17 protein-coding genes and 1 riboswitch are annotated in these 22,269 nt (G+C 70.6%); of the genes, 13 read left to right on the plus strand and 4 right to left on the minus strand.

The genetic code is table 11. The features are described from left to right. Nucleotides 1–30: 30 nt before the first annotated feature. On the minus strand, nt 31–1,350 hold the full coding sequence (gene cobG / locus BT364_RS30620; protein ID WP_177328300.1) for a precorrin-3B synthase: 1,320 nt from the start codon (nt 1,348–1,350) through the stop codon (nt 31–33). Nucleotides 1,351–1,450: 100 nt separating this feature from the next. Next, a riboswitch (adenosylcobalamin (AdoCbl) riboswitch) is annotated at nt 1,451–1,531 on the plus strand. Nucleotides 1,532–1,618: 87 nt separating this feature from the next. On the opposite strand from cobG, the gene cobN reads away from it, so the two are divergent. Both cobN and BT364_RS30630 read left to right on the plus strand, forming a co-directional pair. Then, a complete protein-coding gene (gene cobN, locus BT364_RS30625; RefSeq protein ID WP_072488490.1) occupies nt 1,619–5,215 on the plus strand; it encodes a cobaltochelatase subunit CobN in 3,597 nt (1,198 codons plus the stop codon). 243 nt (nt 5,216–5,458) lie between these two features. Beyond that, nucleotides 5,459–5,695 (plus strand): hypothetical protein, encoded by a 237-nt coding sequence (locus BT364_RS30630; RefSeq protein ID WP_072488491.1) that lies wholly within the window; start codon nt 5,459–5,461, stop codon nt 5,693–5,695. A gap of 69 nt (nt 5,696–5,764) precedes the next feature. Here BT364_RS30630 and BT364_RS43450 read toward each other — a convergent pair whose 3' ends face one another. Both BT364_RS43450 and BT364_RS30635 read right to left on the minus strand, forming a co-directional pair. After that, nucleotides 5,765–5,893, minus strand: coding sequence for a hypothetical protein (locus BT364_RS43450; RefSeq protein ID WP_256260285.1), 129 nt, complete (start codon nt 5,891–5,893; stop codon nt 5,765–5,767). A gap of 379 nt (nt 5,894–6,272) precedes the next feature. Further along, a complete protein-coding gene (locus BT364_RS30635) occupies nt 6,273–7,283 on the minus strand; it encodes a hydroxyacid dehydrogenase (RefSeq protein ID WP_072488492.1) in 1,011 nt (336 codons plus the stop codon). A gap of 494 nt (nt 7,284–7,777) precedes the next feature. Here BT364_RS30635 and BT364_RS30640 point away from each other — a divergent pair, with 494 nt between their 5' ends. From BT364_RS30640 to BT364_RS30675, 8 genes are all read left to right on the plus strand, one after another. Further along, complete coding sequence (locus BT364_RS30640; RefSeq protein ID WP_072488493.1) at nt 7,778–9,106, plus strand: sugar ABC transporter substrate-binding protein; 1,329 nt, start codon at nt 7,778–7,780, stop codon at nt 9,104–9,106. Then, nucleotides 9,103–10,074, plus strand: a complete 972-nt coding sequence (locus tag BT364_RS30645; RefSeq protein WP_072488494.1) for a carbohydrate ABC transporter permease — start codon at nt 9,103–9,105, stop codon at nt 10,072–10,074. The genes BT364_RS30640 and BT364_RS30645 overlap by 4 nt, the downstream gene beginning before the upstream one ends. Further along, on the plus strand, nt 10,071–10,937 hold the full coding sequence (locus tag BT364_RS30650) for a carbohydrate ABC transporter permease (protein WP_072488495.1): 867 nt from the start codon (nt 10,071–10,073) through the stop codon (nt 10,935–10,937). The genes BT364_RS30645 and BT364_RS30650 overlap by 4 nt, the downstream gene beginning before the upstream one ends. 96 nt (nt 10,938–11,033) lie before the next feature. After that, nucleotides 11,034–12,356, plus strand: coding sequence for an alpha-L-fucosidase (locus tag BT364_RS30655; RefSeq protein ID WP_072488496.1), 1,323 nt, complete (start codon nt 11,034–11,036; stop codon nt 12,354–12,356). Nucleotides 12,357–12,447: 91 nt separating this feature from the next. After that, nucleotides 12,448–13,887, plus strand: coding sequence for a polysaccharide lyase 6 family protein (locus BT364_RS30660; protein WP_072488497.1), 1,440 nt, complete (start codon nt 12,448–12,450; stop codon nt 13,885–13,887). Nucleotides 13,888–14,018: 131 nt separating this feature from the next. Further along, nucleotides 14,019–15,446 (plus strand): polysaccharide lyase 6 family protein, encoded by a 1,428-nt coding sequence (locus BT364_RS30665; RefSeq protein ID WP_072488498.1) that lies wholly within the window; start codon nt 14,019–14,021, stop codon nt 15,444–15,446. A gap of 104 nt (nt 15,447–15,550) precedes the next feature. Next, nucleotides 15,551–16,402: a sugar phosphate isomerase/epimerase family protein gene (locus BT364_RS30670; protein WP_256260286.1), complete on the plus strand. Its 852-nt coding sequence runs from the start codon at nt 15,551–15,553 to the stop codon at nt 16,400–16,402. 39 nt (nt 16,403–16,441) lie between these two features. After that, nucleotides 16,442–17,095, plus strand: a complete 654-nt coding sequence (locus BT364_RS30675) for an SGNH/GDSL hydrolase family protein (RefSeq protein ID WP_072488499.1) — start codon at nt 16,442–16,444, stop codon at nt 17,093–17,095. 50 nt (nt 17,096–17,145) lie between these two features. On the opposite strand, the gene BT364_RS30680 is transcribed toward BT364_RS30675, so the two are convergent. Continuing rightward, nucleotides 17,146–17,547 (minus strand): hypothetical protein, encoded by a 402-nt coding sequence (locus BT364_RS30680; RefSeq protein WP_072488500.1) that lies wholly within the window; start codon nt 17,545–17,547, stop codon nt 17,146–17,148. Nucleotides 17,548–17,955: 408 nt separating this feature from the next. On the opposite strand from BT364_RS30680, the gene BT364_RS30685 reads away from it, so the two are divergent. The 3 genes from BT364_RS30685 (at nt 17,956) to BT364_RS30695 (ending at nt 22,190) form a co-directional block, all read left to right on the plus strand. Further along, complete coding sequence (locus tag BT364_RS30685; RefSeq protein ID WP_072488501.1) at nt 17,956–19,443, plus strand: aldehyde dehydrogenase family protein; 1,488 nt, start codon at nt 17,956–17,958, stop codon at nt 19,441–19,443. Nucleotides 19,444–19,581: 138 nt separating this feature from the next. Continuing rightward, the gene (locus BT364_RS30690) at nt 19,582–21,105 is read left to right on the plus strand and encodes a GMC family oxidoreductase (protein WP_072488502.1); all 1,524 of its coding nucleotides are present in this window, start codon (nt 19,582–19,584) and stop codon (nt 21,103–21,105) included. Further along, nucleotides 21,105–22,190: a quaternary amine ABC transporter ATP-binding protein gene (locus tag BT364_RS30695; RefSeq protein WP_072488503.1), complete on the plus strand. Its 1,086-nt coding sequence runs from the start codon at nt 21,105–21,107 to the stop codon at nt 22,188–22,190. The genes BT364_RS30690 and BT364_RS30695 overlap by 1 nt, the downstream gene beginning before the upstream one ends. The last annotated feature ends 79 nt before the right edge of the window (nt 22,191–22,269 follow it).

Raw genomic sequence — 22,269 nt, forward strand, 5'->3', positions numbered from 1 at the left:
GTCGGGTACAGGGGAGTGGGGCGTACGGGGTCAGCCGTGTGTGCGGCGGGCCGCGGCCACCGCGGCGGCGAGAACGCCGGGGTTGTCGGGAACGCTCACGGGGGCGCCCCGCTCCTCGCCCCGAACGAGGGAGATCCGGTGCCCGTCGGGGGTGGCGACGACATCGACCCACTCGCCGCGGGGGTGCCCGCAGCGGCGTTCGCAACCGGACCAGTACACCGGCAGCAGCCCCGCGTCCCCCACCGGGGCCGCGGCCTGGGCCCGCACATCGGCCAGTGACTTCGCACAGCCGGGCCGGCCGATACAGGCACCCACCCCTGTCCAGGGGGAGTCGGGTCCGACGACGAGACCGGTGGCCCCCAGCTCTTCCAGCGACCTGGCGGCCTGCCGCCGCTCCACCCCCGGAACGACGACCCCGCGCCACGGTGTCAGCCGCAATGCACCGCCGCCCCGGTGACGGGCCGTTTCCGTCAGCGACCGCCACTGCGCCGGGGCGATACGCCCCAGGGGGATGCCGACCGACAGCGCGGCCCCGTCCTGCGGGCCGGTCACGACGCCGGGGGCGGGGCCGTCCGAGCTCCGCGGACAGGCGCGGTCCTCGGTGGATACGGTGCCGGGCCCCGCCTCCCGCAACCGTCGTACGACCTCGTCGAAGAGGGATCCGGCGCCGCCGGGCAGGTCCGGCACACGCCAGGCGCCGGTGCCCGACGCCTGCTCCAGGAAGGTCTCGGCCGCCAGGAGGGCGGCCCGCGGCGCCCGTGCGCCCGGTATCCGTGCGGTGGTCGGGGCCGTGCCGATCCGCAGCAGCGCCGTTCCGTCGCCCTGCGCCAGCAGCGTCACATCGCCGCCCAGCGCGTCCACATCGCCACGGCCGTCGTCGAGCACGAACAAGAACCTGCCCGACAGGCCCGCCGTCCCGTCGCCCGCGCACAGCAGCGCGTCCAGCTCGGACAGCCAGGGGCCGACGTCCCGCGCTCCCAGGCCGTCGAGCCCCGAGAGCGGCGAGGCCACGATATTGCGTATCCGCTCGTGGCGTGGGGAGGGCAACAGCCCCGCCTCGCCAAGCCGGTCGGCCAGTTCGGCTCCGCAGTCCGGGCCCAGCCCGCGCAACTGGACGTTGCCGCGCGAAGTGAGATGCAACTCACCATCGCCCAGACTCTCCGACAGCGCCCCCAGCGCTTGCGCCTGCACCGCCGTCAGCAGACCGCCGGGAACCCGGACACGGGCCAGCGCGCCGTCGTCCGCCCGGTGCAGCCGCAGCGTGCCGGGGCAGGCGTCACCGCGGTCCCGGGCAGACGCGTCTCCCGGCGGTGAAGGCGAAGTGGCAGGTCGGGGCATGGCGGCGAGCATACCGACCATCCGACCGGATCCGTATGTCCTCCATCAGTTGACCGGCCCTTACTATGCCTACTGACGAGCCATCCGGCACGTCGTCGCCACAGACGGCGACAGGGGAGGAAGTCCGGTGCGATTCCGGCACGGTCCCGCCACTGTGAGCCCGGCCACGGCCTGGCAAGTCAGGAACTCCCTTCCCCGAACCCTCGAACCCGTTCGAGCAGGGGAGCTTCATTCCGACACCGCCCGGGGCGTGGACACCCCGAGGAAGGCCCGACGCCGCATGATCCTGCTCCTGTCGACGTCCGACACCGACCTGCTCAGTGCCCGCGCCTCGGACGGCCCGGTCTCCTACCGCTACGCCAACCCCTCCCGGCTCCCGCTCCAGGACCTGCCCGAGCTCCTCGACGGCGTCGACCTGGTCGTCGTACGCCTCCTCGGCGGCGTACGCGCCTGGCAGGACGGCCTCGACCAAGTGCTCGCCACCGGACGCCCCGTCGTCGTCCTCACCGGCGAACAGGCCCCCGACGCCCAGCTGATGGCCGCCTCGACGGTCCCCATCGGCATCGCCGCCGAGGCCCACGCCTATCTGGCCCACGGCGGGCCCGCCAACCTGGACCAGCTCGCCCGCTTCCTCTCCGACACCGTGCTGCTCACCGGCCACGGCTTCGCACCGCCCGCCCCGGCACCCTCCTGGGGCCCGCTGGAGCGCACCCCCCGGCGCACCGACGGCCCGGTCGTCGCCGTGCTCTACTACCGCGCCCACCACATGAGCGGCAACACCGCGTTCGTCGAGGCGCTCTGCCGCGCCGTCGAGGACGCGGGCGCCCGCGCGCTGCCGCTGTACGTCGCCTCGCTGCGCACCCCCGAGGCCGAGCTCATCGAAGAGCTGCGCGCCGCCGACGCGATCGTGACCACCGTCCTCGCCGCGGGCGGCACCCGGCCCGCCGAGGCCTCGGCCGGCGGCGACGACGAGTCCTGGGACGCGGGCGTCCTCAGCGGCCTCGACGTACCCATCCTCCAGGCCCTCTGCCTCACCGGTTCACGCACCGACTGGGAAGACAACGACGAGGGGGTCTCCCCGCTCGACGCCGCCAGCCAGATCGCGGTCCCCGAGTTCGACGGCCGCCTGATCACCGTGCCGTTCTCGTTCAAGGAGATCGACGAGGACGGCCTGCCCGCGTACGTCGCCGACACCGAGCGCGCCGCCCGCGTCGCAGGGATCGCCGTGCGCCACGCCCGGCTGCGCCACATCCCGGCCGCCGAGAAGCGGATCGCGCTCGTGCTGTCCGCGTACCCGACCAAGCACTCCCGGATCGGCAACGCCGTCGGCCTCGACACCCCGGCCAGCGCCGTCGCCCTGCTGCGCCGACTCCGCGCCGAGGGATACGACTTCGGTACGCAGGAGGTCCCCGGCCTCGTGTCGGGCGACGGCGACGAGCTGATCCGCGCGCTGATCGAGGCGGGCGGTCACGACCAGGAGTGGCTCACCGAGGAGCAGCTGGCCCGCAACCCGGTCCGCATCCCGGCCGCCGACTACCGGCGCTGGTACGCGACCCTCCCGGCCGAGCTCCGCGAAGCCGTCGAGCAGCACTGGGGCCCCGCCCCGGGCGAGATGTTCGTGGACCGGTCGAGCAACCCGGACGGCGACATCGTGCTCGCCGCCCTGCGCCACGGCAATCTGCTCATCCTCATCCAGCCGCCGCGCGGCTTCGGCGAGAACCCGATCGCGATCTACCACGACCCCGATCTGCCGCCCTCGCACCACTACCTGGCCGCCTACCGCTGGATCGCCGCCCGTGCCGACGACAACGGCTTCGGCGCCGACGCGGTGATCCACCTCGGCAAGCACGGCAACCTGGAGTGGCTGCCCGGCAAGAACGCCGGCCTCTCCGCCGCCTGCGGCCCCGACGCCGCCCTCGGCGACCTCCCGCTGATCTACCCGTTCCTGGTCAACGACCCGGGTGAGGGGACGCAGGCCAAGCGGCGCGTCCACGCCACCCTCGTGGACCACCTCGTACCGCCGATGGCACGCGCCGACAGCTACGGTGACATCGCCCGCCTCGAACAACTCCTGGACGAGCACGCCCAGATCGCGGCGATGGACCCGGCGAAGCTCCCGGCGATCCGCGCACAGATCTGGACCCTGATCCAGGCCGCCAGGCTCGACCACGACCTGGGACTCGAAGACCGCCCGGAGGACGAGGGCTTCGACGAGTTCATCATGCATCTCGACGGCTGGCTCTGTGAGATCAAGGATGCCCAGATCCGCGACGGCCTGCACGTCCTGGGCGGCGCCCCGGCCGGCGCCGACCGGGTCAACCTCGTCCTCGCGATCCTGCGCGCCCGCCAGATCTGGGGCGGCACGGCCTCCCTGCCGGGCCTGCGCGAGGCGTTGGGACTCGACGAGTCCGCCGCGACCCGCGTCACCGCCGACGAGGCCGAGGAGCGGGCCCGCGCGCTGGTCCAGGCGATGGAGGACGCGGACTGGTCCCCGGACGCCGTCGCCGAGGTGGCCGCCGGTCACCCGCGGGCGGTCGCCGACATCCTCGGCTTCGCGGCCCGCGAGGTGGTGCCGAGGCTGGCCGCCACGACCGACGAACTCGACCACACCCTGCACGCGCTGGACGGCGGATTCGTCCCCGCCGGACCCTCCGGTTCCCCGCTCCGCGGCCTGGTCAACGTCCTGCCGACCGGCCGCAACTTCTACTCCGTCGACCCCAAGGCCGTACCCTCACGCCTCGCCTGGGAGACCGGCCAGGCCCTGGCCGACTCGCTCCTGGAGCGCTACCGCACCGACAACGGCGACTGGCCCACCTCGGTCGGCCTGTCCCTGTGGGGCACCAGCGCGATGCGCACCGCCGGTGACGACGTCGCCGAAGCCTTCGCCCTGCTCGGCGTCCGCCCGGTCTGGGACGACGCCTCGCGCCGCGTCACCGGCCTGGAGGCGATCCCGCCGGCCGAACTCGGCCGCCCGCGCATCGACGTCACCCTGCGCATCAGCGGTTTCTTCCGCGATGCCTTCCCGCACACCATCGGCCTGCTCGACGACGCGGTCCGCCTCGTCGCCTCCCTGGACGAGCCCGCCGAGCAGAACCACGTACGCGCCCACACCCAGGCCGACCTGGCCGGCCACGGCGACGAACGCCGCGCCACCACCCGCATCTTCGGCTCCCGCCCCGGTACGTACGGCGCCGGTCTGCTCCAGCTCATCGACTCCCGCGACTGGCGCACCGACGCGGACCTCGCCGAGGTCTACACGGTGTGGGGCGGCTACGCCTACGGACGCGAACTCGACGGACGCCCGGCCCGCGAGGAGATGGAGACGGCGTACAAGCGGATCGCGGTCGCGGCCAAGAACACCGACACCCGCGAACACGACATCGCCGACTCGGACGACTACTTCCAGTACCACGGCGGCATGGTGGCCACCGTCCGCGCCCTGCGCGGCACCGCCCCGGAGGCGTACATCGGCGACTCCACCCGCCCCGAGACGGTCCGCACCCGCACTCTGGTGGAGGAGACCTCACGGGTCTTCCGCGCCCGGGTCGTGAACCCCAAGTGGATCGAGGCGATGCGGCGGCACGGCTACAAGGGCGCCTTCGAGCTGGCCGCCACCGTCGACTACCTCTTCGGCTACGACGCGACGACGGGCGTGGTCGCCGACTGGATGTACGACAAGCTCACCGAGACGTACGTCCTGGACCCGACCAACCGCGAGTTCCTCCAGCAGGCCAACCCCTGGGCCCTGCACGGCATCGCGGAACGCCTCCTGGAGGCGGAGTCCCGAGGCATGTGGGCCAAGCCCGACCCGGCGGTCCTCGAAGCGCTGCGCCAGGCGTACCTGGAGACGGAGGGCAACCTGGAGGGCGAGGACTGACCTCCCGGGACCGGACCACCCGACAGCGGCATACGACCGGGCCCCGGCCGCAGCAGCGGCCGGGGCCCGGCCGCCGTCCGGCTGTTCTTCGTGCCGGCCCACATCCTTGTGCCCCGGATGGCGGCGATCGCCGTACTCGGTTGTTTCCTGCTGCCGCTCGGGAAAGCGTGTGTACGAGTGACACGGCGCCGAGGACACCGCCGCCGGGCATAGTGTCGCCCGTGACGTGGAAGCGATCTACGCATGACCGAAAGTGGCAGTCCTCATATCTCGATGCCCAGGATCACCGTGCTGGGAGTGCAGCCCGGTGATCCGCCCTTCCGTCTGGTGGAGATCGACGGGGAGGTTGTCAGCGCCGCAACATCGATGATGGATGTGCTCAGCGCCGCATCGGCCGCAGGAATCAAGGTCCACGACCTCGACGACCTCGACGTGGTGCGGTGGGTGGGCGGCGGCAAATATGTCTGGAGGCCGCACTGACAGATCTTCCGTAGCCGACCGTGCGCGACACGGCCGAGTGGTCCGGACACCGTCGCGCCGGGCCACTGGTCAGCCCCGGTACGGCTCCCAGCTGTCCGACCACACACCGTCGGGATGGCTGTGGCGCAGGCGTTCCCACCGCCGGCCGTCGGTGCTGGTGAGGACGGCGGAGAAGGTGTCGTGGGGGAGTGGTTCCACGGTGACCCCGCTCGTCGCCACTCCACCCATGGACGACCATGTGGTCCAGTGCCCGGCAGGTGTCGTTCCAGCGCGTCCACACCGCCCGGTCGGTGCCGATCGCGAATTCCTGAGGTCGATGACCGACTCCTTCGGCGTTGTGCCGACGGCCGACCCGCCGGGACGCGTGAACACACCGACGTACGAAAACACCGGCACGTGAACACACCGACAGGCGAACCCGGGCGCGCCGTCATGAGCCGGAGCCGATGGCTCGACCGGCCCCGAACTCTCCCGTCCCGCGCTGACGTTCCACGCACGTTTCGCTGACGTTTCGCTGACGTCGCGCGTGCGGCCCCGCCGCACCGGGGCCGCACCTGCGGCGACGGCCTCCGCGGCCTCAGGCCAGCGATGCCGCGCGGGCGGGGTCTATGGCGTACTGGAGAGGCTGGTCATGTATAAAGCGTCGGAGTTCGTCGAGCACAAGCTCTCCGAGACGATGACGTTCGGCCCCGAGGGCACCGCCGAGGTGGGGTGTCAGGACCACGTTGGGAAGGGTGAAGAGTGGCGAGTCATGGGCGGGAGGCTCCGGGTGCGTGACATCGAGTACGGCGGTGAGGTCGGGTCTGGCGCGCAGGACCTCCGCCGCGGCGGTCTCGTCGACGAGCGCGCCACGCGCGGTGTTGATCAGCGTCGCGCCCGGCCCCAGGGAGTTCAGCAGCCGTGCCCCGATCGTGCCGCGGGTCTCGGGCAGGAGGGGGGCGTGGAGACTGACGACCTGGCTGGTGGCGAACAGTTCCTCGATACCGACGAGCCGGACGCCCGTCCGCCGGGCGGTGTCCGGGGAGGCGAGGGGATCCGTGGCGAGGACCTCGATGTCGAAACGGCCGAGGTGGGACGCGACGAGACGGCCGATGTGCCCGAGCCCCAGCAGGCCCACGCGTGACCGGTAGGCCCCCGGCACCTGGGGGTTGTGGGGGAAGCGACGACTGTTCGCCACCTCCCGGGTGATGCGGTGGACCTGCTTCAGCCCGAGGAGGACCTGGGCGAGGGTGAACTCCGCCACCGGGATCGCGTTGGCCGGGGCGGCGGAGACGATCGGGATGCCACGCGCCCAGAACGCGGGTGTGGTCAGGTGCCGCACGGAACCCGCGGCGACGAGGACCGCCCGCAACCGAGGGGCGTGCGAGAGGAGGGCGGCATCGAGTACGGGCGCACCCCAGCCCGTGAGCAGGACATCCACCTGCCGCAACACATCGGGATCCGCGTCGAGTTGCTCCCGCGTGAGGGGAGGGCCCTGCAGGTGTACGAGACGTTCGACTTCGGTCAGGACCTCAGGGGGGTAGACGTCCGCCCTGCGTTCTTCCTCCATGACCAACAGGGCTGTCGGCCTGCGTGCCGGCTCGTTCATGACGTAACGCTCCTCAGCTCCTCGCTGACAGACCATCAGCGAATCGACCCGTGAGCCCTGATCGGGCGCGTGGGGAAATGTCTGACCGGATGTTGAAGATTGGCGCTGCTTGTTCGTTGCCTTGGCCAGCGTGCTTGCAGCACGATACATCGGATGATTGAAAGGGCCTCGGGTGAAGCTCGGTCATCCGGTGCTTGCTGTCCCGGCCGCTGTCGCATTCGGATGTGCTCGGCGTGCGGGCGGCCAGTCTTCTCCCTGGACGTCCAAACTACCGGTACACCAGGTGCTTTCGCAGTGTGGTCGATGGTGTTCGGTCCTGCTGTGGAGGTGTCGGGTGGTGGGGGTCGAGCGCGGGGATGTGCCCGGCAAGGCTCTTGTGGGTCGGTGCGAGACTTTTGCATTCATCGGACTATTGACCGAAGGATTCGGGCACAGCTAGCGTCCCAGCAAGCGCTTTCCAGGCCAGCTGTGATGCGGCGAAAACAGGAGTTGTCATGCAGAGATCGCGGTGGATCGGTGCGGGTGTTCTCGCTTCCGCACTGGTCCTCACCAGCTGTACATCGGGGCCTGCGGGAGTGGATGCCAAGCAGAACTCGAAGGCACCGCTCGAACTGTGGACCCGGACGACACCGGGCGGACCGGGAGAGCAGGGAGCGATCAAACTCGCTGCCGCCTTCGAGAAGGCCACGGGTTACAAGGTCAAGGTCACTGCGATCTTCGACGACTTCGAGACCAAGCTGCAGCAGCGCGCCGCGCAGAAGAACCTGCCTGACATCGTCATGAACGATGTGACGCAGCTCGGTGCCATGCACAGCCAGGGCCTGCTGCGCGAGATCGACCTGGACAAGATCAAGAACAGCAAGCAGGCGGTCGGCCAGGGGCTGGACTCCGGCAAGAGCGTGGACGGGAAGCAGTTCGGCCTGCCGTACTCGGCACAGGCGTCCGCGCTGCTCATCCGCAAGGACTGGCGGGAGAAGCTGAAGCTCGAAGTCCCCAGGAGCTGGGACGACTTCGCCGCGATGGCCGAGGCGTTCACCACCAAGGACCCCGACGGCGACGGAAAGAAGAACACGTACGGCCTCGCCGCCCCGCTGTCCACCAAGCGCGGATACGCCTCCTGGTACTTCTCCAACTTCCTCTGGGCCGCGGGCGGAGACTTCATCACCGAGACCGGGGACGGCAAGTACAAGCCCGCGATGACCACGGAGGAATCGGTCCGGGCCGTGCAGTGGTTCCGCGACCTCGGCTGCAAGTCCAAGGTCATCCAGCCGGGCGCCGTCACCATGGAGACCCCGCCCACCAACGAGACCTTCGAGGCCGGCCGGACCGGCATGTTCGTCGTCGGACCGTACCTGCTGCCCCGCTTCGACGAGACCCTCGGCAAGGACAAGTACGAGGTGGTGCCGATGCCCAAGGGGCCGACGGACGCCACCGTGCTCGCCGAGGGCGGGTCCGTCTACCTGATGGCCGGCTCCGAGAACATGGTGGGCCAGGACGCCTTCGCCGACTTCGCCATCTCCGCCGAGGGCCAGAAGACCGGCATGGCGGGCGACACCGGCTTCACCGTGCAGCTGCCCGTCAACAAGACGGTGGACATCTCCAAGGTCCGCCCCGACCCCCGCTGGAAGACCTACGCCGAGATCTACCAGGAATCCGGCCGGTACGCGCCGTCCATTCCGAACTGGACCCCGGTGCGGCAGACGACCGCCGAGAGCGTCAACGCGCTGATGGCCGACTGCGGTCTGGACACCGGGACCAAGCTGAAGGAGCTCGACAAGCAGCTCGCCGACATCCTCAAGGAACAGGGAATCGCCGCGTCATGAGTCTTGACCAGGCGGATCCGGCCGCCCCCCCGGCGGCCGGGCCCGCCACCCGGAAATCGGGCCGCGCGGCCGGCGGGGCCGCCGGCCGCCGGGGGCACGACCGCCGGGCGGGCCGGTGGTGGACGCCGTGGCTGTTCCTCGCCCCGGCACTGCTCCTCTTCCTGTACTTCAAGTTCATCCCCATGGTCAGCGCGCTGACCATGTCCTTCCAGGACGTCCAGCCCTACCTCGGCAACAAGTGGGTCGGCACCGAGAACTACTCCACGGTCCTCCAGTCCGACGGCTTCCGCGAGGCCGCCTGGCACACCGTGGTCCTCGCCGCCGGGCAGACGGCCGGCTCGATGGCCCTCGGCCTCGTACTCGCGCTGCTGATGGAGGGCCAGGGGCGCCGGCTGGGATTCGTGCGCTCCGCGGCGTTCCTGCCGGTCGTGGTGCCGATCGCGGTCGTCGCCGAACTGTGGCGGATCATGTACCACCCGACGTCGGACGGCATGCTCAACTCCATCCTCGGTCTGGTGGGACTGGGCCCCTCGGGATTCATCAACGACCCCGACACATCGATGGCCTCCATCATGCTCACCGGCATCTGGCGGGGCGCCCCCTACGACATGATGATCTTCCTCGCCGGCCTCACCAGCGTGGACCGCGGTCTGTACGAGGCCGCGAAGGTCGACGGCGCCTCCAGACTGCAACGGGTCTGGCATGTGACGGTGCCCGGACTGCGGTCGGTGTTCTCGATCCTGTTCATCCTCGCCGCGATCCGCGGACTGCGCGTGTTCACCGAGGTTTTCCTGCTCACCAACGGTGGGCCCGACGGCTCCACCGAGGTCGTGATGACTCTGATCTACAAGCTCGGGCTGGAGCAGAACAGACTCGGCGTCGGCGCGGCGGGAGCCGTCCTGCTGTTCATCGCGACGCTGATCCTGACAGTCGTCGTCCACCTGCTGCGACGGAGAGAGAGCAAATGAACGCGCCGACCGAGACCGCGCTGGGCCTGACGGAGAGCAGGAGTCCGGGCGGGCGGATCCTGAAGGCCGTCACCTACCTGCTGGTCCTGATCGTCTTCGCAGGGCCCCTGCTGGCCCTGCTGGTCAGCGCCTTCAGCCAGGTCAAGGACCCGACACAGCTGAGCGTCATCCCCTCGGGCGCCACCCTGGACAACTTCCGGATCGCCTTCGACCAGGGCGTGCTCGCGTACCTGCTGAACTCCTTCTTCGTGGTCGGCTTCGGCCTGCTGCTCCAGGTGGCCGTCTCCGTACTGGCCGGATACGCCCTGGCCAGGAAGGTCTTCCCGGGGATGACGCTGGTGCTCGTCGCCATCCTGGCGACGCTGATGCTGCCCGAGGAGATCCTGGCCCTCCCGCTGTCCGTGATCCTCTCCGACCTGCCGGTCGTCCACTTCAACCTCATCGGCACCCTGGCCGGAATGATCGTCCCGCTGGGTGCCTGGGGATTCTCCATCCTCGTGATGACCGAGTTCATGAAGGACGTGCCCCGGGAACTCGAAGAGGCCGCCCGCATCGACGGCGCCGGTGACCTGCGCATCTTCGCCCAGATCATCCTGCCGATGTGCAAGCCCGCACTCGGGGTCATCGGAGTCTTCGGCTTCACCATGATCTGGGACCAGTACCTGCTGCCCCTCCTGGTCTCCACCGACTCCTCCTCGTACACGCTCCCGCTGGCGCTGCGGACCCTGCGGATCGACCCCGCCGTCACTCCCGGAGTGGTGATGGCCGCCTCCCTGCTGGCGCTGCTCCCCTCCGTGATCGTCTTCCTGTTCTTCCAGCGTTCCTTCGTGCACGGTCTGTCCTCCGGCGCCCTGAAGGGCTGACCGGCAGGCCGTCCGCACACGAACCCCCGTACCACCAGCCCTCCGGCGGCGCACCGAACACGCCACCGGACGCCGACGACAAGGAACGATGCCCCCATGACCCCGAGCGCCGAGACCCCGGCTCCCGCGCCCGCCCCGGACACGACCTGGTTCACCACCGACCGGTTCGGCATGTTCGTCCACTGGGGCCTGTACTCGCTCCCCGCACGGCACGAGTGGGTCAAGAACCGCGAGAAGCTGACCGACGAGCAGTACCAGGTCTATTTCGACCACTTCGACCCCGACCGCTACGACCCGGTCCGGTGGGCCAGGGCCGCGAGGGCGGCGGGCATGCGGTACGTCGTCCTGACCACCAAGCACCACGACGGCTTCTGCCTGTGGGACAGCGCCCTCACCGAATACAAGGTCACCAACACCCCGCACGGCCGCGACCTCGTCGGACCGTTCGTCGAGGCGTGCCGCGCCGAAGGGCTCAAGGTCGGCCTCTACTACTCCCTCATCGACTGGCACCACCCGTCGTTTCCGGTGGACGGAACCCATCCGCAGCGCGACGACGAGGAGTTCAAGGCCGCGGCCGCCGGCCGGGACATCCGCGAGTACCAGCGCTACCTGCACGGCCAGGTCCGCGAGCTGCTGACGTCCTTCGGCCGCGTGGACTACCTGTTCTTCGACTTCTCGTACGCGGGCCGGATCTGGTGGGGCGGCAAGGGAGCGGACGACTGGGACTCCCCGAAGCTGCTGTCGATGGTCCGCGAACTCCAGCCGCACATCCTCGTCAACGACCGGACCGGCCTGCCCGGCGACTTCATCACCCCCGAGCAATACCAGCCCTCGGGCCCCATGACCAAGGACGGCCGCCCCGTGCTGTGGGAGGCATGCCAGACGCTCAACGGGAGCTGGGGCTACGACCGCGACAACCTGGACCACAAGAGCGCCGACCTGCTGATCCGCATGCTGGTCGACGGGGTCTCCAAGGGCGGCAACCTGCTGCTCAACGTCGGCCCGACCGGCCGCGGAGACCTCGAACCGCGTGCCGTCGCCGTCCTCGGGGAGATCGGCCGGTGGATGGACCTGCACGAGCGGTCGGTCCGCGGCTGCGGCCCGTCCCCGTACACCGCACCCGCCGAATGCCGCTACACCCAGCGCGGCGACCGGCTCTACGTCCACCTGTTCGCCTGGCCGCTGCGCCATCTGCACCTGCCGGGACTCGCCGGCCGGGTGCGCTACGCCCAGTTGCTGAACGACGCCTCCGAGATCACCCAGGTCCACATCGACCCGGACCGGGCCGCGCTCAACACCGAAATGGGCGGGCAGCCCGTCGGAACGCTCACGCTGGAGATCCCCGTCCAGCGCCCCGACACCGCCGTGCCTGTCATCGAGCTGTTCCTGGACACTCCGGCCGACCCGGCCGACGGCTGAGCCCACCGACCACTCACCGGCGGTCGGCCGATGCGGCCGACCGCCGGGACGGGCCCGGCTCCCGATCCACCACCACACTCACGGAGGCATCATGCAACGCCGCACGTTCCTCATGGCCACCGCGGCAGGGGCGGCGCTGACCGTCGTCCCCACCGGCGGTCTCCTGACCGCGAGCGCGACGGCGGCCCCGGCCCCGGCCACCGTCGGTTCGCTGGAGGAGCTCCAGGCCGCGATCGACCGGGCACGACCGGGTGACCGCATCGTCGTGGCCGATGGCAGATACACCGTCCCGTCGGGCCGCCCCCTCACCATCCGGAACAAGCAGGGCACCGAGCGCGCGCCCATCACCGTCGTCGCCCGGTCCCGCGGCGGCGTCGTCCTCGACGGCGAACAGAGCTTCGTCCTCGACACGTCCAGCCACATCACCATCAGTGGCTTCTCCTTCCGCCAGAGCAGCACCCTGGACATCCCACCGAACTGCTCGCACATCAGGCTGACCCGCAACGACTTCCAGCTCGCCGACATCGAGGGCCTGCACTGGGTGATGGTGCGTGCGGACGACAGCGAGGTCGACCACAACCACTTCCACGGCAAGTCCACGCTCGGCATCTACCTCGGCATCGAGGGCGCGGGTACGGAGGAGATGGCACAGCGCGTCCATGTGTTCAGGAACTACTTCTCCGACCACACCTTCGCCGGGTCCAACGGCGGAGAGCCGATCCGGCTCGGCGTCAGCCCCCGGGCGCTGTCCAGCGCCCACGCGGTCGTGGAGTACAACCTGTTCGAGCGCGCCAACGGCGACCCGGAGGCCATTTCCGTCAAGAGCTCGGACAACGTCATCCGGCACAACACCATCCGCGACAGCCTCGGCGGGATCGTCCTGCGGCACGGCAACCGCAACCGGGTGGAGGCCAACCACCTCGTCGCCGGCACGGAAGGGGTGCGGATCTACGGCAATGACCATGTGATCGTCAACAACCATCTCGCCGGTCTGTCCGGGCGGGCCCTGGTGATCGGCAGCGGTTCGGAGCGCGACCACCTGCCCGGCGAGACGCCCGACGCGCGCCGCGGCAACGACGCACCCGACCGGGTCCTCATCGCGTACAACACCCTGGTGAACAACAAGGGCACACTCTCCGGCGAGAGTCAGCGCCCCCACGAGCCGCGCGATGTGACCGTCGCGGACAATCTGCTCGTCGGGGACTCGGGCGAGCTGGTCGCGATGGCGAACACCGTACGGTTCACCTGGTCCGGCAACATCCTGTGGGGTGCCGCCGCCGACGGCAACATCCCCGCCGGTGGCTACACCCGCGTCGACCCGAAGCTGGTGACGGGCCCGGACGGCGTGGCCCGGCTGGCCGCGGACAGCCCGGCGATCGGCGCGGCCACACTCAGGCGGTCACCGGTCACCCACGACATCGACGGCGACCCGCGCGGCCGGCACCGGGACGTGGGCGCGGACGAGTACGCGAAGCGGGCACCCAGGCACCGGCCACTGACCCCGGCCGACGTCGGTCCGCACGCCCGCTGATCACCCGCCCGAGCGGGACGGCCGGTCCGGTCCGCCACCGGCTGTCCCCACCACCACCGGTCGGCCGGCAACGTCCAGCGCGGGGGCTGTACGGACCGGCCCGTCACGTACTTGTCGCCACAGGAGGCATCATGCAACGACGCACGTTCCTCAGGGGCACCGCGGTGGCAGCACTCGCCGCCGTGCCCCTCAGCACCTCGATGTCGGCCGACGCCTCGGCGGCCGACACAACGGTCGGCTCCCTGGCCGAACTCCAGAGCGCGATCAACGGCGCCGCACCCGGCGACCGGATCGTCGTGGCCGACGGCACCTACACCGTTCCGGCGGGCGGCGCGATCAATGTCTCCGGCAAGAACGGCACCAGCGCCGCGCAGATCACCATCGTCTCGAAGAGCCGCGGCGGCGCGGTGCTGCGCGGCGAACGCAGCTTCGTCTTCGCCAATTCGAGCAACGTCACCGTCAGCGGCTTCGCCTTCCGGCAGAGCACCACGATGGAGATCCCGGCGGACTGCTCGTCGATCCGGCTGACCCGCAACGACTTCCAGCACGCGGACTCCGGCGACCCGTACTGGCTCGTCGTACGGGCGAACGACACGAAGATCGACCGGAACCACTTCCACGACAAGACCACCGCAGGCATCTTCCTCGTCGTCGACGGCCCGGGCTCGACCGCCATGGCCCAGAACATCCACATCTTCAGGAACCACTTCTCCGACCACAGTTTCTCCGGGGACAACGGCGGCGAGTCGATCCGCCTCGGCGTCAGCGGTCGGGCGTTGTCCGGCGCCCACGCGGTCGTGGAGTACAACCTGTTCGAGCGTGCCAATGGTGACCCCGAGGCCATCTCGGTCAAGTCCTCCGACAACACCATCCGTTACAACACCATCCGCGACAGCCGCGGCGGAATCGTGCTCCGCCACGGCAACCGCTCCAGGGTGGAGGGCAATTACCTGATCGGTGGCAGCGAGGGTGTGCGGCTGTACGGGAACGACCACCTGATCGTCAACAACTACCTCAGCGGGCTGTCGGGCCGGGCCCTGGTCGTCGGCAGCGGCACCACCCGCGACCACAACTCGGGCGAGACGCAGGACGAGCGGCGCGGCAACGACGCCTGCGACCGCGCGGTGATCGTGCACAACACCCTGATCGGCAACTCCAGCACACTCTCGGGCGAGACCCGGACGTACGAGCCCCGGGACGTGGTCATCGCCGACAACCTGCTGGCCGGCGACTCCGGCAGCCTCGTCGCGATGGGGACGACCACCAACTTCACCTGGCAGACCAACATGTTGTGGGGTGCGGCGGCCAACGGCAACATCCCGTCCGGGGGTTACACCCGCGTCGACCCGAAGCTGGCGACGGGCCAGGACGGCGTGGCCCGGCTGTCGGCGGGCAGCCCGGCGATCGGCGCCGCCACGCTGGCGAGCCCGGCCGTGGCCGACGACATCGACGGCGACTCGCGGGGCACCACGCGGGACATCGGCGCCGACGAGTACTCGACCGCGGCCGCGCTCCGTCACCCCCTCACGACCGCGGACGTGGGTCCGAACGCATCGTGAGAACTCACCGGTGATCCGGTCCGCCCGCCCGGGCGGGCGGACCGGAACCGCCCGGCAAGGGCGGGGGAGGAGACGCCGCGAGACGGCCGAAGGAAGGAAGCGTTGTGACAGGCAGGGGGAGCCACGGCCACGAGGAGCGGGGGTCCGGCATGGCGGACGGCGTTCCGGGCGGTCCACCGACCGGGCCGGGTACGCCCGTGATCAGGCCGGGGCTGTGCTCGGTCACCTTCCGGCGGCTGCCCGCGCCCGAACTCGCACGCCGCGCCGCCGACGCGGGCCTGGAAGTGATCGAGTGGGGAGCGGACGTGCACGCGCCCCCGGAGGACCCCGACGCCGTCCGCGCGGCCCGCGAGGCCTCGGACGGATACGGGCTCACCTGCTGCTCGTACGGCTCCTACTTCCGCGCCACACAGGACGAGGCGGCCGAGTTTCCCGCGACAGCCCGCGCCGCGGTGCTCCTCGGGGCTCCGCGGGTGCGGGTCTGGGCGGGCGGGGCCGGCTCGCGGGACGCCACACCCGAGGAGCGGAGCGGGACCGTCGCCCGCCTGCGGGAAGCGGCTCGGACCGCCGCGGACCACGGGCTGGAGCTCGCGCTGGAGTTCCACTCGAAGACCCTCACCGACACCGTCGAATCCACCGTCCGGCTGCTGGACGAGGTGGGCTCGGACAACCTCCGTACCTACTGGCAGCCGCCGCAGGACGTTCCCGACGAGGAGGCACTGGCGGGCCTCGCCGCGCTCGTCGACCGGGTCAGCGCGGTGCACGTCTTCTCCTGGTGGCCGGGCAACCACCGACTTCGGCTGGCAGACCGCGAGGGCCTGTGGGCCGGGGTCTTCGGCCTGCTGAACGAACGGCGTGTCCCCATGGAGGCGCTTCTGGAGTTCGTGCCCGGCGACGACCCGGACGTGCTCTCGCGCGAGGCCGATACGCTGCGGCGCGTCGCGGCTCACCGCTGAGCGGCGCCCCTACCGACACCCGATATCAGGACGGCACACATGCACATCAAGGAAACCGACACACTCCTCTTCGTCGGTGACTCCATCACCGACGCGGGCCGCGACCGCGGTGACTCCGCATCGCTCGGTGGCGGCTATGTCAACGAGATCGCCCGGACCCTGCGCGCCAGGGCGGGCGACGGCCCCGTCCCCGCTGTCCTCAACCGGGGCATCAGCGGCAATCGCGTGTACGACCTCGAAGCCCGCTGGGCCACCGACGTCATCGACCACCGGCCCGACGTGGTCACGGTCAAGATCGGCATCAACGACACCTGGCGGCTCTACGACAGCCAACTCGCCAGTCCCATCGGCGAGTTCGAGGCGTGCCTCGACGGACTCCTCGCGGACACCGTGCGGAAGCTGTCCGCACAACTGGTCGTCATCACCCCCTTCCTGCTCCCGGTCACCCCGGACCAGGAAAGCTGGTTCGAAGACCTGACGCCCCGTACCGACGCCGTCCTTCGCGCCGCGGCGGCCAACGGAGCCACGGTGGTCCGCGCGGACCTCGCGCTGCGCCACGCCGCGGAGACGAAGGAAGCCGCGGAGCTGGCCCGGGACGGGGTTCATCCGACCCCCCTCGGCCACCGGATCATCGCCGACGCCTGGCTCGCCGCGGTCGACTCCGCCGCCGTTGCCTCGGACCCGCGACGCTAGGCCCTGTCGGCCTGGGGCGGTCGGCGGAGCGGCGGCCCCCGGGCCTCCCTCTACTCGGGAGGCATGGGGAGGCCCACCTGCACATCCATTGATTCCGCGCGTCCGTTGACCTGCGCCGAACCCCTGATGCGCAGAGTGCGGGCCGGGTCGAGGGTCAGTTCGCCGACGATGTCGCCGTGCTCATGGAGGTAGAGCCCGATGTCGTACAGGTCGGCCATGCTGTCGTCGAACCTCACGGTGGCCACGTCACCGGTCCAGGTGACGGGAACCGCCGTGAGGCAGAGCCGGGACGGATGGATCGCGCAGGCGAACGGGCTCGTGTCACACTGCGCGTCGAGGGCCTCGGCGGCTCCCCACAGCTCGATCGTCACCGTGCCGTCCGGTGCCACCTGAACCGATGACTCCGATCGGTCGACGGCGAAGTCCGTGTCCTTCAGGACGAATCTGTCCACGGTGGAAAGCCCAACGGATGTCGGTTCGGCGCAGTGATCCTGTCCATCGTGGCAGCAGGACCTTTCCGGCGTGCCTCGGCACCTGGCAGCGCTCGGAGTCGGCCAGGCCACAGCGGCAGTCGTCGCGATGGCGGCGTCCATGGCCCACCGCGCAACTCCGGGGGAACGGCGGAGCCGAGCCGGCCGGTTCCCGGGGGCGGCCGAGGACCGCCCCCGGTGCCGATCGCGCGGCTCACCTGCGGCTGCGCGCACCCGAACTGCGCGACGGGCCAGGACCCGGGTGCGAGGTGAGGCGGGTCACTTTCCGTCGTGATCAGGGCATGGTTCTTCGGACCCGGGGCAGGCGGCCAGCTCGCCGGGGTGTTACCGGCGCGCAGAGCAAACCGGAACCGAAGGGCCAAACACGACGTGTCGGCACCACAACAGACCATTCACGTGGGCGGAGAGTGGCGTTCGGCCGTCTCCGGTGCCACGCGCGAAATCATCGACCCCGTCGACGCAGACGTCTTCGCCGTTGTGTCCGAGGGCGGCGTCACCGACACCGATGACGCCGTCGCCGCGGCGCGGGCCGCCTTCGACGAAGGTACCTGGCCGCGTACGCCCGTTGCCGGGCGGGCCGCCCTGCTGCGCCGCGTCGCGGCACTGCTGGAGCGGGACCGGGAGAGGATCGGCGCCCTGGAGAGCCGGGACGCGGGCAAGACCCTCGAAGAGGGGCGCGTCGACGTGGACTGTGTGCGCGACGCCTTCGTCTACTTCGCCGACCTCGTCATGAACGAGAGCGGCGGACGCGTCGTCGACGCCGGGTCCGACGAGATCCACAGCGTCGTCGTCCACGAGCCCGTGGGCGTGTGTGCGCTCATCACCCCCTGGAACTACCCACTGCTTCAGGCCAGTTGGAAGATCGCCCCGGCGCTCGCCGCCGGGAACACCTTCGTGGTCAAGCCCAGTGAGATCACCCCGCTCACCACCGTCGCGCTGATAGGGCTCCTCATGGAGGCCGGACTGCCCCAGGGCGTCGCCAATATCGTCACCGGCGCCGGTGACACCGTCGGCGCCCGTCTCGCCGAACACCCGGACGTCGACCTCGTGTCGTTCACCGGCGGTCTGGCCAGTGGCACGAAGGTGGCCCGTGCCGCCGCCGAAACCGTCAAGAAGGTCGCCCTCGAACTCGGCGGCAAGAACCCCAACGTCGTCTTCGCCGACGCCTGCGCCACCGACGAGGGCTTCGACACCGCCGTCGACCAGGCGCTCAACGCCGCCTTCATCCACAGCGGCCAGGTCTGCTCGGCCGGATCCCGCCTCATCGTCGAGGAGCCGCTGCGAGAGCGCTTCGTCGCCGAACTCGCCCGCCGCGCCGGGAAGATCCGCCTCGGCCGCGGCACCGACCCGGGCGTCGAGTGCGGGCCGCTCGTCTCCGCGCAACAGCTCGCGAAGACCGAGGACTTCGTCGCATCCGCCCTCGCGGAGGGAGCCGTGCTCCGGGCCGGCGGCGAACGGCCCGACGGCCCAGGCTACTTCTACCGCCCCACCGTCCTCGACCGGTGCGACCGCCGGATGCGCGTCGTCCGCGAGGAGGTCTTCGGCCCCGTACTGACCGTCGAGACCTTCCGCACCGAGGACGAGGCCGTCACCCTCGCCAACGACACCGAGTACGGGCTCGCGGGCGCCGTGTGGACCGCCGACGCGGGCCGCGCCCGGCGCGTCGCGGGCCGGCTGCGCCACGGCACCGTCTGGATCAACGACTTCCATCCCTACCTCCCGCAGGCCGAATGGGGTGGCTTCGGGAAGTCCGGCATCGGCCGCGAACTGGGCCCGACCGGACTCGCCGAGTACCGCGAGGCCAAGCACATCTACCAGAACCTCGCTCCGCGCCCCGTGCGCTGGTTCGCGGGCTGAGGCGCAGGCGTCGGACGCCACGCACATGTCGCACGTGACGCGACGGACGCAACGCAGACAACCGGCGCAACGCGCGCAACCGAAGCAACGCACGCAACCGAAGCAACCGCGCCCAACGGAGCAGAGGGAAACGAGCACATGAACGAGAACCACGTCTACGACTACGTCGTCATCGGCGGCGGCACCGCCGGATCGGTGATCGCCTCCCGGCTCACCGAGAACCCGGACACCACCGTCGCCGTCATCGAGGGCGGCCCCACCGACGTCGGGCGGGACGACGTCCTCACCCTGCGCCGCTGGATGGGCCTCCTCGGCGGTGAACTGGACTACGACTACCCGACGACCGAGCAGCCCCGCGGCAATTCGCACATCCGCCACAGCCGCGCCCGGGTGCTCGGCGGCTGCTCGTCCCACAACACCCTCATCGCCTTCAAGCCCCTGCCTGCCGACTGGGACGAGTGGGCCGACGCGGGCGCCGAGGGCTGGGACGCGGCGTCGATGGACCCGTACTTCGCCAGGCTCCGAAACAACATCGTCCCCGTCGACGAGGCCGACCGGAACGCCATCGCCCGCGACTTCGTCGACGCCGCACAGGCCGCACTGGACGTACCGCGCGTCGAGGGTTTCAACAAGGAGCCGTTCCACGAGGGCGTCGGCTTCTTCGACCTCGCCTACCACCCGGAGAACAACAAGCGCTCCTCGGCCTCCGTGGCGTATCTGCACCCGTTCCTGGACCGTCCCAACCTTCATATCGCCCTGGAGACCTGGGCGTTCTGCCTTGAGCTGGAGGGGACCAGGGCCACCGGTGTGCGGGTGCGCACCAAGGACGGCGCGGAGCACCTCGTACGGGCCGGGCGCGAGGTGCTGGTGTGCGCGGGCGCCGTGGACACGCCCCGGCTGCTGCTGCACTCCGGCATCGGGCCCCGCGCCGACCTGGAGAGGCTGGGCATCCCCGTCGTGCACGACCTGCCGGGCGTCGGCGAGAACCTCCTCGACCACCCCGAGTCGGTCATCGTCTGGGAGACCGACGGGCCGATACCGGAGAACTCCGCGATGGACAGCGACGCGGGTCTGTTCGTACGCAGGGACCCGGAGGCCGACGGGCCGGACCTGATGTTCCACTTCTACCAGATCCCGTTCACCGACAACCCCGAACGGCTGGGCTACCGGCGGCCGCCGCACGGAGTGTCGATGACCCCCAACATCCCCAAGCCGCGCAGTCGCGGGCGGCTGTATCTGACCAGCGCCGACCCCGAGGTCAAGCCCGCCCTCGACTTCCGGTACTTCACCGACGAGGACGACTACGACGGCCGCACCCTCGTCGACGGCATTCGCATCGCCCGTCGCATCGCGGCGCAGGAACCGCTCGCCGGCTGGCTCAGGCGCGAGGTCTGCCCGGGGCCCGGGCTCACCTCCGACGAGGAGCTCGGCGAGTACGCGCGCAAGGTCGCGCACACCGTCTACCACCCGGCCGGGACCTGCCGGATGGGTGCTGCGGACGACGAACTGGCCGTGGTGTCACCCGATCTGAGGATCCGCGGCCTGGACGGCATCCGGATCGCCGACGCCTCCGTCTTCCCGACGATGACGACCGTCAACCCGATGATCGGCGTGCTGATGATCGGGGAGAAGTGCGCGGACCTGCTGGGAGGCAACGCCTGATGAACACCGAGCCACCGGTCCTTTCCGAGCCGCCTGTTCCCTCCGGGCCGCCCGTGTTCTCCGTACGCGAGCTGTGGAAGGTCTTCGGCCCGAAGTCCGACCGCGTGCCGGCGGATCCGGACCTCGCCGCACTCGGCCCGGCCGCCCTGCGTGAACGCACCGGCTGCACCGCCGCCGTGCGCGATGTGTCGTTCGACGTCCGCAAGGGCGAGGTCTTCGTTGTCATGGGCCTGTCCGGCTCCGGCAAGTCGACGCTGGTGCGCTGCCTGACCCGGCTGATCGAGCCGACCGCCGGCTCGATCGCCATCGACGGCGAGGACGTGCTGTCGATGGACGCGTCCCGGCTGCGCCGACTGCGCCGCCACCGCGCCGCGATGGTCTTCCAGCACTTCGGGCTGCTGCCGCACCGGTCGGTCCTGGACAACGTCGCGTACGGGCTGGAGATCCAGGGAGTCGCGCGCGTCGAACGGCGGCAACGGGCAGCGGAGTTCGTGAGCAAGGTCGGCCTCGAAGGCATGGAACACCGCCGCCCCGCCCAGCTCTCCGGCGGCCAGCAACAACGGGTCGGGCTGGCCCGAGCCCTGGCCGTGGACCCCGAAGTGCTGCTGTTCGACGAGCCGTTCAGCGCACTGGACCCACTGATCAGGCGCGACATGCAGGAGGAGATCGTACGGCTGCACGGAGAGGAGGGCCGCACGATGGTCTTCATCACGCACGACCTCGGCGAGGCGCTGAAACTCGGCGACCGGATCGCGCTGATGCGGGACGGCCGGATCGTGCAGCTCGGCACACCCGAGGAGATCGTGGGCGCCCCCGCGGACGACTACGTACGCGACTTCGTCCGCGACGTGCCGCGCGAACAGGTCATGACCGTGCGGTCGGCGATGCGCCCGGCCGGCCCCGCCGAGACGGACAACGGCCCGGAGCTGGCCCCCGACGCGACGGTCCACGAGGCCATCGAGGCCGTCGTCCGCAGCGGCGGGACCGCCCGTGTCGTCGAGGACGGCCGCTGCCTGGGCGTGGTCGGCCACGCGGACCTGCTCGGCGTGGTCGCGGGGCTCGCCCCGAAGAAGGAGGCGGCCTGATGTCCGCGCACACCACCTGGGGCCCGCCGGGCCCGCGCCCCGCGCGGACGAGCGTGCTTGCCCGTACGGCGGACACGAC

It is taken from the genome of Streptomyces atratus, assembly GCF_900119365.1.
GTDB classification, from domain to species: Bacteria; Actinomycetota; Actinomycetes; order Streptomycetales; family Streptomycetaceae; genus Streptomyces; species Streptomyces atratus_B.